The sequence below is a fragment of the Arcanobacterium ihumii genome, assembly GCF_900604515.1.
GTDB lineage: Bacteria > Actinomycetota > Actinomycetes > Actinomycetales > Actinomycetaceae > Arcanobacterium_A > Arcanobacterium_A ihumii.
In genome coordinates this window covers 742,823-758,824 of sequence record NZ_UWOS01000001.1, presented here as the reverse complement: position 1 = coordinate 758,824, position 16,002 = coordinate 742,823, and the positions used below count along the sequence as shown (strand labels likewise).

Annotated in this window: 18 protein-coding genes; 13 read left to right on the top strand and 5 right to left on the bottom strand. The window is 50.2% G+C overall.

What is annotated here, in order from left to right; all coding sequences use genetic code 11:
- The first annotated feature begins 12 nt into the window (after positions 1-12).
- A complete protein-coding gene (locus EIH22_RS03400) occupies positions 13-753 on the top strand; it encodes a phosphoglyceromutase (protein WP_124054388.1) in 741 nt (246 codons plus the stop codon).
- Between the two features lie 138 nt (positions 754-891).
- Here EIH22_RS03400 and EIH22_RS03395 read toward each other — a convergent pair whose 3' ends face one another.
- Entirely contained in the window at positions 892-1,437 is a 546-nt protein-coding gene (locus EIH22_RS03395) for a hypothetical protein (protein ID WP_235001753.1), read from the bottom strand.
- A 69-nt stretch (positions 1,438-1,506) separates the two neighbouring features.
- Positions 1,507-2,190: a phosphate signaling complex protein PhoU gene (phoU, locus tag EIH22_RS03390; protein WP_124054386.1), complete on the bottom strand. Its 684-nt coding sequence runs from the start codon at positions 2,188-2,190 to the stop codon at positions 1,507-1,509.
- Positions 2,191-2,372: 182 nt separating this feature from the next.
- On the opposite strand from phoU, the gene EIH22_RS03385 reads away from it, so the two are divergent.
- From EIH22_RS03385 to EIH22_RS08990, 7 genes are all read left to right on the top strand, one after another.
- Positions 2,373-3,563: a sensor histidine kinase gene (locus EIH22_RS03385; protein ID WP_124054385.1), complete on the top strand. Its 1,191-nt coding sequence runs from the start codon at positions 2,373-2,375 to the stop codon at positions 3,561-3,563.
- Positions 3,563-4,258, top strand: coding sequence for a response regulator (locus EIH22_RS03380; RefSeq protein WP_124054384.1), 696 nt, complete (start codon positions 3,563-3,565; stop codon positions 4,256-4,258). Before EIH22_RS03385 ends, EIH22_RS03380 begins: the two co-directional genes overlap by 1 nt.
- An 81-nt stretch (positions 4,259-4,339) precedes the next feature.
- Positions 4,340-4,942: a CarD family transcriptional regulator gene (locus EIH22_RS03375; protein WP_124054383.1), complete on the top strand. Its 603-nt coding sequence runs from the start codon at positions 4,340-4,342 to the stop codon at positions 4,940-4,942.
- A gap of 12 nt (positions 4,943-4,954) precedes the next feature.
- Positions 4,955-5,725: a 2-C-methyl-D-erythritol 4-phosphate cytidylyltransferase gene (ispD, locus tag EIH22_RS03370; RefSeq protein WP_124054382.1), complete on the top strand. Its 771-nt coding sequence runs from the start codon at positions 4,955-4,957 to the stop codon at positions 5,723-5,725.
- Entirely contained in the window at positions 5,722-6,204 is a 483-nt protein-coding gene (ispF, locus tag EIH22_RS03365) for a 2-C-methyl-D-erythritol 2,4-cyclodiphosphate synthase (protein WP_124054381.1), read from the top strand. The genes ispD and ispF overlap by 4 nt, the downstream gene beginning before the upstream one ends.
- A 44-nt stretch (positions 6,205-6,248) precedes the next feature.
- The gene (locus tag EIH22_RS09140) at positions 6,249-6,398 is read left to right on the top strand and encodes an amidase domain-containing protein (RefSeq protein WP_407640827.1); all 150 of its coding nucleotides are present in this window, start codon (positions 6,249-6,251) and stop codon (positions 6,396-6,398) included.
- Between the two features lie 3 nt (positions 6,399-6,401).
- On the top strand, positions 6,402-6,674 hold the full coding sequence (locus EIH22_RS08990; RefSeq protein WP_235001752.1) for a hypothetical protein: 273 nt from the start codon (positions 6,402-6,404) through the stop codon (positions 6,672-6,674).
- Between the two features lie 125 nt (positions 6,675-6,799).
- Here the strand turns inward: EIH22_RS08990 and EIH22_RS03355 are convergent, their stop codons facing one another.
- Complete coding sequence (locus EIH22_RS03355; RefSeq protein ID WP_124054379.1) at positions 6,800-8,191, bottom strand: MFS transporter; 1,392 nt, start codon at positions 8,189-8,191, stop codon at positions 6,800-6,802.
- A 118-nt stretch (positions 8,192-8,309) separates the two neighbouring features.
- Between EIH22_RS03355 and cysS the strand changes: the two genes are divergently transcribed.
- From cysS to EIH22_RS03330, 5 genes are all read left to right on the top strand, one after another.
- On the top strand, positions 8,310-9,737 hold the full coding sequence (cysS, locus tag EIH22_RS03350; protein ID WP_124054378.1) for a cysteine--tRNA ligase: 1,428 nt from the start codon (positions 8,310-8,312) through the stop codon (positions 9,735-9,737).
- Between the two features lie 4 nt (positions 9,738-9,741).
- Positions 9,742-10,707: a 23S rRNA (guanosine(2251)-2'-O)-methyltransferase RlmB gene (gene rlmB, locus EIH22_RS03345; RefSeq protein ID WP_124054377.1), complete on the top strand. Its 966-nt coding sequence runs from the start codon at positions 9,742-9,744 to the stop codon at positions 10,705-10,707.
- A 66-nt stretch (positions 10,708-10,773) separates the two neighbouring features.
- Entirely contained in the window at positions 10,774-12,096 is a 1,323-nt protein-coding gene (locus tag EIH22_RS03340) for a hypothetical protein (RefSeq protein ID WP_124054376.1), read from the top strand.
- Positions 12,089-12,601 carry an ASCH domain-containing protein gene (locus EIH22_RS03335; RefSeq protein ID WP_160149012.1) on the top strand — a complete coding sequence of 171 codons (513 nt, stop codon included), beginning with the start codon at positions 12,089-12,091 and terminating at the stop codon, positions 12,599-12,601. The genes EIH22_RS03340 and EIH22_RS03335 overlap by 8 nt, the downstream gene beginning before the upstream one ends.
- 223 nt (positions 12,602-12,824) lie before the next feature.
- Complete coding sequence (locus EIH22_RS03330; protein WP_124054374.1) at positions 12,825-14,183, top strand: uracil-xanthine permease family protein; 1,359 nt, start codon at positions 12,825-12,827, stop codon at positions 14,181-14,183.
- Between the two features lie 163 nt (positions 14,184-14,346).
- On the opposite strand, the gene EIH22_RS03325 is transcribed toward EIH22_RS03330, so the two are convergent.
- Entirely contained in the window at positions 14,347-14,937 is a 591-nt protein-coding gene (locus EIH22_RS03325; RefSeq protein WP_124054373.1) for a LytR C-terminal domain-containing protein, read from the bottom strand.
- 128 nt (positions 14,938-15,065) lie between these two features.
- Positions 15,066-15,647 (bottom strand): helix-turn-helix domain-containing protein, encoded by a 582-nt coding sequence (locus EIH22_RS03320; protein ID WP_124054372.1) that lies wholly within the window; start codon positions 15,645-15,647, stop codon positions 15,066-15,068.
- Between the last annotated feature and the right edge of the window lie 355 nt (positions 15,648-16,002).

Here is a 16,002-nt window from a genome sequence, read left to right as displayed (position 1 = left end):
AGGAAGTTGACTATGACTTACAAACTGGTGCTTGTACGCCACGGTGAAAGTGAATGGAACGCAAAGAACCTGTTCACTGGCTGGGTAGATGTTCCACTTTCGGAAAAGGGTACGCAGGAAGCTCGCCGTGCAGGTAAGCTCCTCACCGATGCCGAGGTTCTCCCAGATGTTCTCCACACCTCAATGCTTCGCCGCGCAATCATGACGGCGAACTTGGCGCTTGACGCGGCCGATCGTCACTGGATTCCAGTTAAGCGTAACTGGCGCCTCAACGAGCGTCACTATGGTGCGCTCCAAGGTAAGAACAAGAAGGAAATTCGCGACGAATACGGCGAAGAGCTTTTCATGGAATGGCGTCGTTCTTACGATGTTCCACCACCAGCAATTGAGCTTGGGTCGGAATTCTCCCAGGATACGGATCCACGTTATGCTGGTGAACCAATTCCAGCGACTGAGTGCTTGAAAGATGTTCTTGCGCGCCTCCTGCCTTATTGGGAAGAGCAGATCGTTCCTGATCTCAAGACCGGCAAGACGGTTATGATCGCAGCTCACGGAAACTCCTTGCGCGCGATTGTTAAGCACCTCGATGGCATCTCGGACGATGAAATTGCTGGTCTTAACATTCCAACCGGAATTCCGCTTTACTACGAGCTCGATGAAGAAACCCTTGAGCCTGTAATCAAGGGTGGAACCTACCTTGACCCAGAAGCAGCCAAGGCAGCTATTGAAGCAGTTGCTAACCAAGGTAAGTGAAACTGAATTAGCCTGATCTACTTGCTTTAGAGAGGGTGGACCTAAGGGTTGGGTGGGTACCGATTATATACGGCACCCACCCAACCCTTAGTTTAGAATCGCAAAGTCAAGGCTCTTGCCTTGCTCTGCCACAGATATTTATTTGGCCGTAGATTGAACCGGGAACGAATCGTTGAGGAAACCTTGTTCGGCATTATGGAGGCAACCATCAAGTGGCCAACGTACTCGGTAAACATCACCTTCATCGTCAACGACCCAGAGGTTTGGTGGATAGTTAACTTCCTTGGTGCAGTTGCGTTCTCGCGGTGCATCATCGCGATGTAAAATCTCAGCGAGTTGGTCAAGATCACCAGTAAATATGGTCTTTTGCCACATTTTTGGTGTGCCTATGGCATGCCGTATAGCCTCGGCAGATTCACTTTCGAATCGATTTTCAAGGACGGAAAAGCTCTCTTTGGTACTGCATAAAACAGCTGCTTGAAGAGAAGGCGTACGAATCGGCGTCACATGACCAGAAAAGTTTCGATCAATTCCGCCGGCGGAACGAACAATTCCGTCCGTGCAATCGATACCGTCGAGCAACTGTTGGATTTGAGATTCAGATAGACGCGATGAAGACGACGATGGCTTACTAGGCTCAACGCCACGAACGTCGTTGGAATGTGTGCCACTACATGAACTCAAGCTAATGGTGCTAAGTATGAATAAGGCGAAAACTCCACATTTCTTCATCCCCTTGGCACCTCATAACTTTCAGACTTCGGTGAGGTCTACCTCTGCAAACGGATCAGCACCGTCGTTACCGAGTCCTTTCACCAAGAAATTCATCCGGCGCGCAACAGACACTGCATGATCACCGTAACGCTCAAGGTAGCGCCCCAGCAAGATGGTGTCAACGATTTCCTGGCGAGTGAGGTCGCGCGTATCGTCAAGAACAATTTGGAAAGACTTGGCATGAAGATCATCGAGGATATCGTCTTCTTCAACAATCTGAGTTGCGAGGGAGAGGTCGCGCGTATCAACTAGAATCGCAACCTTTTCACCAACTGTTGCAGCGTGCTCGGCCATCGTTACCAGAAGATCGTGTACATCTCCCTGAACTGCAACATTGGGGTAGCGTCCGCGTGCAACATAAGCAACGTGACGAGCTAGGTCGCCCATGCGCTCTAAAGTAGCAGAGAGGCGCAACGCCGCTACGACCGTACGGAGATCTGAAGCAACCGGTGCTTGGCGTGCCAAGAGGGAAACTCCCATTTCATCTACAGTGCGCTCAAGCAGGTCAATCTTACGATCAGCGTCAATAACCTTTTCTGCTTTTGTTAGGTTGGCATCGCGTAGTGCCTCAGCTGCGCCCTTCATAGCCTTTGCCGCTGCCTTAGCTTCAACCACTAGAGTTTCTGCCAATTGATTCATCTGCTGATGGAACTGTTCGCGCACGTGAGCTCCTTATGCTTCCTACTAAATTGCAATCTAATACGTAAGCAGAGCGCACTCCACCTAACGTCTTGGTCCTAGCTAACCAGATTTTTATTAACAATACCTAGAATTTAGGTAAACAAAAGGTTTCTAGTTTTGCGCACTTTTGCATGATTGATTAAAGAACGCGTTAGTCTGGATTTATGCACGATGCACTCATCTTCGTTCTGGGAATTTTTCTAGGGACGGTAACAGTCGCGGGTATCTGGCGTACTGAAGCGCGGATGCACAAGAAAAAAGTTAACAAGCAGCTCACCGAGAACACTGACCTTGCAGAGCGTCGCGTTATGTCTATGCTTGACGCATTGCCTGAAGGTGTCATCGTCGTTAACCCTGATTTAACGATCCGCCACTCGACTGAACTCGCAACCGTATTTGGGTTGATCCAAGACGGAATGCTGAGGCGCAATATCGCTACGATCGTCACGAGCGTTATGGAATCCGGTGTTCCTCGCGATGCGGAATTTGACCTCACTCGCACCACGAAAGATTCACCGTCGCGCCGGATCTGGGTTCGAGTAGCTCCGGTTATGGACACTCATTCAATCGTTCTATTCGAAGATCAGACTGAGAAGCGCCGCTTAGATGAAACGCGCCGCGACTTCGTTGCCAATGTTTCGCACGAGCTTAAGACGCCGGTAGGAGCAATAAAGCTTCTTTCTGAAACTATCCAAGAAGTATCGAACGAGCCCGAACTTGTAACGAATTTCGCTGGAAAACTTGAACGTGAATCGGCTCGGCTCGGGGAACTGGTACAGGAAATCATCCAGCTTTCGCGCCTCCAAGAAGGCGATGCGCTGGCGAACCCAGAGGTTATCTCTGTAGATTTGGTAATCGCCGACGCGATCGACCGTACCCAGATCGAAGCTCAACAGCGTGCCATCAACCTTCGTTGTGGCGGTGAAAAGGACTTGAGCGTCGTCGGCGATTTTTCGCTACTTACGACGGCGGTACGGAACCTTCTCGACAACGCCGTTCGATATTCGCCCATGCATTCCACGGTTTCGATTGGTGTTTCGAGTGACGGAGGCAAAGTCAAGATAGCGGTAATTGACGAAGGCTCGGGAATCCCGCGCGAGATTCAGGACCGAGTGTTTGAACGTTTCTATCGTGCCGACGAAGCTCGTTCGCGCGATACCGGTGGAACTGGGCTTGGTCTAAGTATCGTTAAACACGTAATCGCGGATCATGGCGGAGACATCACACTGTGGAGCGAGGTTGGTAGAGGGTCGACCTTCACGATTACGTTACCGCGTTATGAGGATCCAAAATATTCGCAAGCAGGGATGAGTCAGCCGGAAGACGCGTCGCCGGTAGATCTGGAGGAAAAGTAATGACTACGATTTTGCTAGTAGAAGACGAACCTACCTACCGAGAGACGCTCGCTTTTAACTTGGGGCGCGATGGGTACGACGTGATCCAGGCAGAGAATGGTTTGGTGGCGCTCGATCGATTCGCAAGTGCCGACGTCGATCTAGTGCTTCTCGACCTTATGTTACCCAAGCTCTCGGGAACCGAGGTATGTAGGAAGATTCGCCAGGAGTCGCGCGTTCCGATCATCATGCTTACTGCCAAGGATGCGGAAATCGACAAAGTTGTGGGTCTTGAGCTTGGAGCAGATGACTACGTGACGAAGCCCTACTCGTACCGCGAGCTCTTGGCTCGAGTTCGGGCATTGCTACGCCGAACTGTTTCGGTAAATATGGTGGAGCCAGACCCGGAGGAAGTGCTCGTCGTCGGCGGTCTTGAGATGAACCTTGAGGCACATGAGGTAAAAGTTGACGGAGAACTTGTACAGATGCCATTGCGAGAGTTCGAGCTGCTTGAGTACCTGATGGAAAATCCGGATCGAGTTCTAACACGCACTCAGATTCTGGATCGTATCTGGGGAATCGACTACATCGGCGATACAAAAACCCTAGATGTTCACGTAAAGCGGATACGTACAAAGATTGAGAAAGACCCAGCACAACCAAAGCTTTTGGTGACCGTTCGAGGCTTGGGTTACAAGCTTATTAGTGGGGAATAACTACCCTAGGAAATCTCACAATTTTCTTTCGCTCAATTTTGGTAGAATAGAGGTCAGCGAACAGAAAGAGTTGAGATCACTATGACTTTCCAAGTTGGTGAGACGGTAGTCTACCCCCATCACGGTGCAGCTTATATTGAAGACATCTCGGAGAAAACAATCCGAGGTGAGAAGCGCATGTACTTGACGTTGCGCATTATCCAAGGTGATCTCACGATTCAGGTGCCTGCTGATTCAATCGAGCAGGTTGGAGTGCGTGATGTGTCGAACGATGAACAGCTTGAGCGTGTTTTCTCTGTGCTTCGCGAGGAAAACGTTGAAGAGCCTTCGAACTGGTCAAGACGCTACAAGGCAAACGGCGAGAAGCTAACTTCTGGAGACGTGAACAAAGTTGCTGAGGTAGTTCGCGACCTTTCCCGCCGGAACAACGATCGTGGTCTCTCCGCTGGTGAAAAGCGTATGCTTTCCCAGGCTCGTGGAATCCTCGGTTCTGAAGTTGCGCTTGCTCGTGATATTTCTGAAGATGAAGCCGGCGTGCTTCTTAACGAAATCCTCGGTGAGTTTTCCGCAGGCTCAGCAGCATCCGCTGATGAAGCAGAAGAAGTAGCAACTCCATCGAGTGCGGCTTCAGCGCAGAGTGCTGATTCTGCAGCTTCAGCTGATTCCGCTGAATCGGCCAAGTAACGCGTCACTGCGATGAAGGTAGCTGCTGTAATCGCAGGTGCCGGGTCAGGCTCTCGGCTAGGCGCACAGATCCCCAAAGCTCTGGTTCTATTGGCGGGAGAACCTCTCATTGTGCATGCCGTTCGTGGTATGAACGAAGCTGGTATTTCCGACGTCGTTGTAACTGTTCCTTCTGGATATGAAGGTGATTTCGCGCGTGCTTTGGGTGATGCCAGTTTGGGTGCACGACTTGTTGTAGGTGGAAGCACTCGTCAGCAGTCGGTTATGCGTGGGCTAGATGCGATTGATGCCGATTTTGTTTTAGTGCACGACGCCGCTCGCGCGCTTACACCTGCTGTGATGATTCGCCGTGTGGTTGCTGCATTGGAAAACGGCAACCTTGCGGTTATTCCAGCTCTCGCTGTTACAGACACGATTAAACGCGTTGATGCTGGGACCACGGTTGGTGCAGGTGCAAGTGCTGAAAATGTTCAAGAAACGCTCGATCGATCAATGCTGCGAGCAGTGCAAACACCTCAAGGCTTCGATGTTGAACTTTTGATGCGCGCTCACAAAGCTGGCGAAGCGATGTCTGAAAGTGAACTTAGTGCCGCACCGGACGATGCCGCTTTGGTTGAACTGCTAGGAGAACCGGTGGTTGCCGTTCCTGGCGATCCCGAGGCGATGAAGATTACCACGCCTTTTGATTTGGCTGTTGCAGATCTGCTGTTTGCTCAGCGTATCCAGAGCCAGGCCGATGATCAGCATAACCGCGGTACAGCAAGCGTAGGAGTAACCCAATGAATCTCAGTAACCTTCGTGTTGGCACGGGCGTAGACATTCACGCATTTTCTCCGCACCCAAGCAGGAAGATGATGCTGGCATGTTTGGAGTGGCCCGGCGTGGTTGGACTCGAAGGGCATTCGGATGCCGACGTAGCTGCCCACGCGGTTTGTGATGCCTTGTTAATCGCCACTGGTGTGGGTGATCTTGGAACTGTTTTCGGTACCGATCAGCCCCAATGGGCAGGAGCCTCAGGTGCAGTGCTTTTGGCTGAATCAGCACGCCAGATCCGTGCTGAAGGCTGGGAAATAGCAAATGTTTCGGTGCAGATTGTGGGTGAAAAGCCGCGCTTTTTGCCTCGGAAGGTAGAAGCTGAAGAAACTATGAGCGAAATTCTTAATGCCTCTGTTTCTATTTCGGCAACTACCTCTGATCATCTCGGCTTTGCCGGCCGCAAAGAAGGCTTGGCGGCAATTGCAACCGCGCTCGTGTATCGCTAAAACTCATTTGTAAAATTACAGACGCGTTAGAAAGCTTGTAATATATTGTTCGGTCTGCAGTTCCGAGCTTTAATGTAAATGCCGCGGTAAATTATGCGATGGCTTATGCTGCGACACCTAACTATGCAAATTATCGAGTGTTTGATAACGATCGTATTAATTTCGCATCGCAGATCTTAGCTGCAGGAGGGTAGTCGATGAGCAGTGCTTGGCATTACTATCAACGACCACGGGGACGAGATTATAACCAACTATCCTATTCGCGGAGTTGGACTACTGCTAATGATTTTGCCCGCCCTGATGGTGTGGTTGTGCATATAGGTTTTGTAACAAAATATGCAGGAATGGCAACTGATGATGGAATGACTTACCGATCGTTCGCGATTGCTCAGCATATCCGTAATCATCATGCGTGGATTCATGGAGACCAAGAGGCGAGTCGGCGAGGCGTATATCTATTCGAAGAATGAGAACCTAGTTCTCGAACAAACAATAGGCACAAGCGTGCCAGCTTGTGAGATCTATTGGAAGGCGTGGAGCGGAAAACCTTCTCCACGCCTTGACGAAACTATCAAGCTATTTGAAGCCTACAAGTCTAATCCTTGATTTGTGCTTTGACTGGGATAAAGGTTAGCAAGCCGATTAGGAGCACTAACGCAATTCCTAGGATGCCAAAATAAGCTGCCTCATCAAGCGAAAGCCCGGTAATGCCTGCTCCCACACTGATTGCGGTGGCATACATGAACGGCGCCAGGAAGGAAACTGCTCGACCCGTCGTCGCATATAAACCAAAGAGTTCGCCTTCTTCACCTTTGGGCGAGATTCTGGCAAGGTACGTACGCGAAGCCGATTGTGTAGGTCCAACGAACACACAGAGTCCAACGCCGAACACCCAGAACACACCTTTTGCGTCAAGTGGGCCGACGCCGTCGTGGAAAAGAAACACGATTAGCGAAAAGACTGTCATGGCGGCAACTGACATAATGATGACGGCTCGCGAACCGAGTTTATCGTCCAAAACTCCAAAACTTATTGTTGCGATACCCGCAACAACATTGGAAATTACGCCGAAGATGATAACTTCGCCGCCACTAAATCCGAATGCGGCAGACGCAAGGATCGCTCCAAATGTGAAAACACCAGCCAAGCCATCGCGGTAAATAGCGGATGAAATGAGGAACCAGACTACGGAGCGATCGATTTCCCATAATTCGCGGATCGAAGCGAAAACTTGACGATAGGCACCGATGATCCCCTCGGATTCAGTGCCAGGGCGGCGTGGCTTATCTTTAGCAGTCCGCAATAACGGTGCAGAGAAAATAAACGTCCAAGCAGCAGCAATGAGCATGGCAACACGAATGTTGAGGCCGTTGTCTTTGGTAACACCGAACCAGCCCACCTCAGGACTGATGAATCCCACAAAAAGAATGAGGAGTAGGACGATTCCACCCACGTATCCCATTCCCCAACCGAAGCCGGAAATTCGGCCAACGTTCTTTGGGGTTGAGATGTCGGTGATCATGGCGTTGTAGATAACCGAGCCAATTTCGAAGGCGATGTTTCCGCTAGCAAGCAGGAAAAGCCCCAGCCACAACCGATTTTCGTTTGGCGAAACAAAGAAAAGGCATGCGGTAATTGCAACAACTGTTAGTGTTGCGATTCGGAGCACGGTTGCGGATTTACCACTGCGGTCAACGCTTTGCCCAAGAGCTGGGGCAACGATTGCAATGATAATTCCGGCGATTGACAGTGCGTAACCGAGCAGTGTGTTTGCAGAAGATCCAAAGAGGTTCGCGTTCGTCAAGTAGACCGAGAAAACAAAGGTAGTGACGACGGCGTTAAATGCGGCAGACGCCCAATCCCACGATCCCCAGGCAAGAACTTTTTTAGTGAAAATTTTGCCGTCCGTTTTGACGACGTCGGCAGCCAATTCTGGAATTTCGCTCACTGGAGGGATCACAGATTGCGCGGTATTTATTTCTGTCATAGATACAAAATACTTCGAAATTGCTTCAAAAGGGAAAATAATCGTTAAACACAATGGAAACGGATACAATAGTATCGTGTTTTGGCGCAAAAATACCGTAGCAAGGTAGGCTAGAACCGTGACTCTTAAAATTCATGACTCCGCAACTCACACCACTCGAGAATTTGAACCTCTCGAACCAGGTAAAGTGGGGATTTATCTGTGTGGTGCAACTGTTCAAGGTGCTCCACACATCGGGCATATTCGCTCTGCCCTTGCTTTTGATGTGCTGGTTCGCTGGCTACGTCGATGTGGTTACGAAGTCACGATGGTACGAAACGTCACCGATATTGACGATAAGATCCTCAATAAGTCAGCTGAGGCTGGGAAACCTTGGTGGGCTTGGGCATACCGATTCGAAAACGAATTCACTGCAGCCTACGACGCCCTTGGTGTCCTTCGCCCAACGTACGAACCCCGTGCTACCGGTCATGTTCCAGAGATGATCGAGCTGATCAAACGGATCATTGACCGTGGTCATGCCTACGTGGGTGAGCAAGCAAACGTGTATTTCGACGTCGCCTCTCTACCAGACTATGGTTCACTGACGCGCCAATCACTTGCCGATCTCAATGTGGACGAAAATGACAGTGAACCAGATAAACGTTCCCCTCATGACTTCGCGCTATGGAAGGCGGCTAAGCCGCACGAACCGTTAACCGCTTCATGGGAGACGCCGTGGGGTCGTGGTCGCCCAGGCTGGCACTTGGAGTGCTCAACCATGTCTGGAAAGTACTTAGGTGAATCCTTCGATATTCATGGTGGTGGAATCGATCTTCGCTTCCCGCACCACGAAAATGAGCAAGCTCAGTCCCATGCAGCCGGATATGGATTCGCTCGATACTGGATGCACAATGCTTGGGTTACCATCGACGGTGAAAAGATGAGTAAGTCCCTCGGTAACTCCTTGACCGTGGAAAATATCGTGCGTGAGCATCCAGCCGTGATCGTCCGTCTTGCACTTGGTACGGTTCATTACCGTTCCACAGTTGCCTATTCGGATCGCACATTAGAAGAAGCAACGGCAGTGTGGGAGCGTCTCTCCGGTTTCGTCAACCGTGCCGTGGATACCGTTGGGGAGATTTCTTTGGAGGACGTCGCCGCGGTAGGTCCTGAAGAACTTCCAAGCGAATTCGTCACAGCGATGGATGATGACCTCAACGTTTCCGCTGCGCTTGCGGTTATTCACGAGCATGTTAAGCGTGGTAATTCCGCACTTGCAACTAAGCACACGAACGAAATCCACCAAGAGCAACTCCTTGTTCGTGCTATGCTCGACGTTCTTGGTCTTGACCCATATGCTGCTCCATGGCGTGGATCTGACTCGGGTTCGAACAAACTCTACGATGCCCTTGATTCACTGGTTCAAGGAATCTTGAAAGACCGAGCTACCGCTCGCGCAAATAAAGACTGGGCCACCGCAGATGCCCTCCGTGATGCACTGTCTAACGCAGGTATCGTGGTGGAAGACTCCAGCGAGGGCGCTCGATGGAAGATTGGCGATTAAATCTATGGCAAATCATTTTGGACGCCCTGGCGCAGTACGTAAGGGTGCAAAAAAAGGAACGAAGGTCGGCTCTGGCGGTCAGCGTCGCGCTGCCCTCGAGGGTAAGGGGCCAACCCCAAAGGCTGAAGATCGCACCTACCATGTTGCTTACAAGCGTAAGAAGGCTGCTGAGGCCGCTGCAGCAAAGGCGGCAGGTCCAAAGTTACGTGGATCGCTACGTCTTCCAGAAGGTTATGAGCTGATTGCTGGCCGTAATCCGGTTGTTGAAGCGGTAGCCTCGGGAATTCCTTTTACTCGCGTATTCGTTGTTGGTGCACTAGCGAACGACGACCGTGTTGCAGAAGTAATGCGTGCCGCTACCCGCGCAGGTGCACCACTTTTGGAAGTCACTCGCTCTGAATTAGATCGCATGACTGATGGTGCTGTTCACCAAGGCGTTGCTATCGAGGTCCCACCCCACGAATACGCGGAACTAGACGAACTTATCGAAGCTTCCTACGACTCTTCCCGTCCAGGACTTATCGTGGCACTTGATTCGGTAACCGATCCACACAACCTTGGTGCCGTGCTCCGCTCTGCTTCGGCTTTCCGTGCAGATGGAGTGCTCATTCCAGAGCGTCGTTCCGCCTCGGTGAACGTCACCGTCTGGAAAGTTTCTGCTGGTGCAGTGGCGCGCGTTCCAATCGCACGTGAAAAGAACTTGGTTCGTTCTCTTGAATACCTCAAGGAAAACGGCTACTTCGTCGTCGGTCTGGCAGGAGAAGGCGATCAGTCGATTGCTACCCTCGATCTTGCCGATGTGCCACTGGTACTCGTCACCGGTTCAGAGGGCAAAGGACTTTCCCGTTTAGTGCGCGAGACGTGCGATGTTATTGCTTCTATCCCGATTGCCTCGGAGATGGAATCCTTGAATGCGGCGGTGGCAACTGGAATTTCGCTTTACCAGGTTGATCAGCTTCGCTCACGCTGAGCGAAATGTATTCACCCTTGTGCGGCGCATCTAAGCTAAGCTAGAGGAAACAGAAAGGCGTTCCTCATGGCATCTTGGCGACCAGTACGTGGCCGTATCGAACGGCTCGATCCACGACTAACTTCCACCGAAGATATCCTCGATTTCTTTGCCGAGCATCGAATCCTCGGACGCGGTCAGGACGACGGCGACTGCGGTTTCGATTTTGAGCTCGCGGTAGGTGGTAGGCGCAGGCGCGTTGCGACCTTGGACGATCATGGTCAGGTTTTCTTGGGCTACTCGGTTAATGATCTGCTTCAAGAAATGGTTGAGAAGCTTCGAAAAGTTGCGGTTGAAATCGGTGGAAACGTTGTTCACGGTCCAATTGATCTTGGCGCCGTAGATATTGACGACGCCGATCTTGCCGCGGCAGCGGGCGAGGATCTGACCTCGGTTGCAGATTTCGACGTCAGTAAAGTTACCGATGACGAAGCTGATGGAATTATTGGAGAAGGAATCCCAGAGCTCGATGCTGGTCCGATGCTTCTCCTAGCTGATTTAGCGATGTCTGAAATGCCGGTCATGGCAAATGCAGAAAACGCTGATCTTGCCGTCGTCAAGATGGGTGAAGTCCGGCTGGTGGTTGCTAAACAGTCACTCGATCTTTCGCGCAAGATATTCCCACGCCCAGATTTTGTGGTGGCGCTCTCGGTTGATAACACTCCCGAGCAGCATCCGGTGTTGATCGTTCGCCGTAACAACACGCGAGTTACATGGGATTGGTCTGGAGAACAGCCGGCATTTCCATGGGTCAAGGAAAACACGGTCGCCAAAGAATTCGTTATCGACGAACTTGGTGCCGGTGCTGTTGCTAGGCGTGCGGTTGCCGACGTCGTTGATGCTTCTTTCGCTGATATTCGTAAAGCGCTCTTGGTCCCAGCTGAAGCCGGCGCACAAAACTTAGTACGAGCGCTTGGGCTTCCTGGCGAGGTCATGGCTGTTTTGAGTGGAAATGGCGAACTTGCAGATATTCCAGGTGCTCGGATTTTCAAAGCTCAGCAACGCCGCAGCGATGTTCTTTCCGAAACTCTCGCTTGGGAAATTGCAGGAGAGGGTGTTGTAGAGCCGGATGTTGCGCGAGCCTATCGTGAGGTTTACCTCAAGCGTCCAGTTTTGGTTTCGATCGTTGCTGCTGCTCAAGCCGGTGTTGGTGGAGTGATTCTGTCTCAAGGTTTGCGTGGCAACGGCCAAGTCAAGCACCCAAAGCTAAAAATCGGCATTGGAGCTGCTCTGATGGTTAATGCTCTATCTCGTATTTTAACGACTCACTGGGTTCAAACCATCTTCACTGAAACAGACACGAACGTTCAGACTTGGAATCCAAAGGAATCGGAGCATGATCATGAGTGACATAGTGATGCCTCGCGACGTTGACCTTGAAGCGTTCTGGATTCACGCCATCAACGCTGCAAAGCTGAATCTTTCGCAGGGTTTCGATGCTCAAGATGATCTCACTTCCTTGCGTCCGTCGGCATTTACTCTGGGGGATACGCGTGAGCTCGCCAATGAACTTTGTGAATTGGTGCTTTTGGGGAAGAAGCGGGCGACGTCGTCGTACGAACCTTCGTACAGGATGGAAGGGGTGCCTCTTCCGACGGTCGGTGATCTAGGGATTCTTTGTGATGGTGATGGTAACCCGCGGGCTTTGCTCCGCACCAGCGAAGTAGAAGTAGTTCCATTTTCTATGGTAGGAGCACATGTTGCTGAGGCTGAGGGTGAAGGCACCTTGGAAGAGTGGCGCCGCGACCATCGGCTGTTCTTTGAACGTGAGATTTCTGACTTGGATGGAAAATTTGATCCGAACGAACGCGTGATTACAGACTTCTTCGAAGTTCTTTATTCGTTCTCTGAGTAGGTTTTCCCAACTGCAGTAACGATAATTTCCTGTTACTAGCGATAATTTCACGCGATCATATGAGTGTGAAAACGCATAGAAAAAATACCACTGCTAAGTCTGCCATGAATTTTTCAGATATTCCGGATTTTGAGCCGTGAATAGGGCAACATGTGGACAGTGTGCGAATTGAGCTATTAAGCCACTACTATAACTGAGAATCCACTTGCGAAGAGGAGTAGTAATGGTAAATAAGCTGGGTTGGAAATTGCATGGGGACGGTAAACACATGCCCCCTGGGGATGTAGTTCTTCCTAATGAACGAATGAACTGGCCGATTATGCTCGGCATTGGAGCTCAACACGTGGTGGCAATGTTTGGAGCCACGTTCTTGGTTCCATTACTCACTGGTTTCGATCCGGCAACGACGTTATTTTTCACCGGATTCGGAACTATTCTTTTTATCTTGGTAACGTCAGGGCGACTCCCATCGTATTTGGGGTCGTCCTTTGCTTTACTTGCCCCAATCGGTGCAGTAACTGGTTACGTAGCAGGAGGTGGTGAACCGCTCGACGAATCGAAAGCATCCTTGGCGCAAGGCGGAATCATCGCCGTTGGTGCTACTTTGGTGTTAGTTGGCGTGATCGTCCACTTTGCCGGTGCACGTTGGATCGATAAGCTGATGCCACCGGTAGTAACCGGTGCGATTGTTTCACTCATTGGCTTCAACCTAGCTCCTGCCGCCTGGAATAACGTCAAGATCGCTCCGGTTACCGCAATCGTTACGATCGTGACGATCTTGCTTGTGACGGTATTGTTCCGTGGAATTTTTGGTCGACTATCGATCCTAGTAGGTGTGCTGGTTGGCTACCTGGTTGCTGTACTACGCGGTGAAGTAGATTTCACGGCAATCGAAAATGCGTCGTGGCTTGGTGTGCCGCAATTTCGAGCACCTTCCTTCGATGTATCTTTGCTGGGTCTCTTTATCCCAGTAGTGCTGGTACTCATCGCTGAAAACGTAGGCCACGTAAAGTCAGTTTCAGCTATGACCGGCAAGGATCTAGACGACGTCACCGGCCGTGCACTCTTTGCCGACGGTATTTCCACTATGTTTGCTGGTACTGGTGGTGGTTCAGGAACTACGACGTACGCTGAAAATATCGGTGTTATGGCAGCAACACGAGTCTATTCCACCGCCGCCTACATTATCGCGGCGGTGATTGCTCTTGGATTATCGATGTTCCCCAAGTTTGGTCAGCTCATTGCAACGATTCCGCCGGGAGTTTTAGGTGGAGCAGCTACTGTCCTGTACGGAATGATTGGAATGCTTGGTGTACGTATCTGGGTACAAAACCGTGTGGACTTCTCTGACCCGGTAAACCTTAACACAGCAGCGGTTGCAATGGTTGTGGCGATAGCGAACTACAGCTTTCAGCTGGGCGATATGGCTTTCGAAGGAATTGCAATTGGTTCCTTCTGTGCAATTATCATCTACCACGTGATGCGTTCGATCTCTCGTTGGCGCGGGACCTCGCAGGAGGCTGCTTCTCCGGCATCTGCACCGGCCGGTGTGGAGCTAGAACCAGGAATGCTGGTTCGATAGAGGCGAAACTTCAAGGCTGGTCATCCACTGGTTTGTGTAATGACCAGCTTTTATATCTAAAGTTTTGAGGGTGTGTTGGGGGCTACTTATCGGTAGCTCCCAACACACCCTCAAACAACGTTCAGGTTAGAACAACTCAGAAGTTGTGTTGCGATCTCGGTGACTACAAGTCGCTAGGATCCGTGCACTTCTCTTGAGGTTTCATTGCATCAGTGAAATCTTGTTCCGTCGGGTGAGAGTGCATCTCAGACCAGCCTTCACCAATGACTACGTCTACGATTTCAGACTTCAAAGTTGGGTCGTAAACAACCTTTGAATCTGGGAAGAAAGCGCGCAGTGTGTAGGCGTTGTTAATCCCATCTACGCCAGTCAAGATGCGGGTGGGCTCAGCGACCTTGGAGTCGCCGTCCCAGTTAGCAGTAGATGAAACCTGAATCTCGTGGGTCTTGAGACCGTCGCTCACGGTCTTTGCGACGCCGGACTTACCACTGGCATTGAATACGCGAACTGGGATTTTCTTTAACTCTGTTGGTTTAGCACCCTCATCTGAACACGGGTAGACGAGCGTTGCTACCTCTTTCTTCGAAAACTCATGCTTAAAAGGAAATGGAATGAGGCCCGTCCAGAACAAAGTGTTCAGGAGTAGAAGGAAAACCATAACCGCGCCGATGATTCCAAAGAGCAGAACTTGGCGTTCGTGGATTTTGCGGCGGTACTCGGAGCGTACCTTGCTATCAGAAAGTCTTTCAGTCACACAACAAATGTAGCCTAGTGTTTAGACAAATGGGGAGAATGTGCACGAGGTATTTTCCGTGAACATTCTCCCCATTCAGATTTTTTAGGCAGAAAGTCGAGCTTCTCTTAATTAGAAAACGAACTTGTTCATTCAGATAGTTGAGGTTCACGAACGGAAAGACGGCATTCGCCGTCGACCCGAACTGGGCTCAGGAGAACGGTTCCACGCTTTCCAACTGCCTGCTGTATGATCATGCGATGCATTCGGCACGTGAATCCCGGGATGTCGTCTTCGGTGTTACGAAGTGGGCATGAAGAAACGTACACCTTGCCGTCTTCTTCGTAGGATTCGATGTCGATTTTAGCCAAGAAATCCATAATTGCCGGCATAAGTTCTTCTTCGTTTTCGAGAATTCCTTCGTACTTGCCGCTAATCAGAGCCTCAACGATTGCCTTCTCTTGTTCGGTGGAGTGTTCGATAGTTGCAATAGCTTCGCGTAGAACAGGGAAGCGTCCAGTGCGAGCCCGAAAGACAAAGGTAGGGCGTCCCTTTTTACCATCACGATGTTGACTACGCTCAAGTAGACCGCCATTGGTCAATTTTGTAACTGCGCTACGTGCGGAATTAGGATGCACTTCTAGCGTCTCTGCAATCTCTAAGATCGTTACCCAATCTTCTTTCTGCTGTAAATAATTGAGGATTGATTTTTGAATTTCAGATAATTTCATTGTAATTTCCGCGCTCAGGTACCAGAGTTTTTGTTGTTATTAAATGTACCAGAACTTTTTGTAAACTGTAATCCATAATTTACCCTTTTTCCTCGGGTTTTATGATATGAAAACGTCAAGTGTCTTTAAGGTGGTTCGTTTGACTATCAAAATAGTCTAATTTTTTACGTTAATCTGCCGGTTAGGTAGTAGTTTTGGATCGAGAGATATAATGGCTTTTCTCGTTCATTATATCGTGTGTAAATCTGTTATGAAAATGTGATATGAAAGAGTCTAATTGATATAAAAGTCAGAGCTATAGAAATTCTCTAAGCTGTTTACCTAGTTTTCTTCTCTGGTGTGCGCAGTCTTCGAT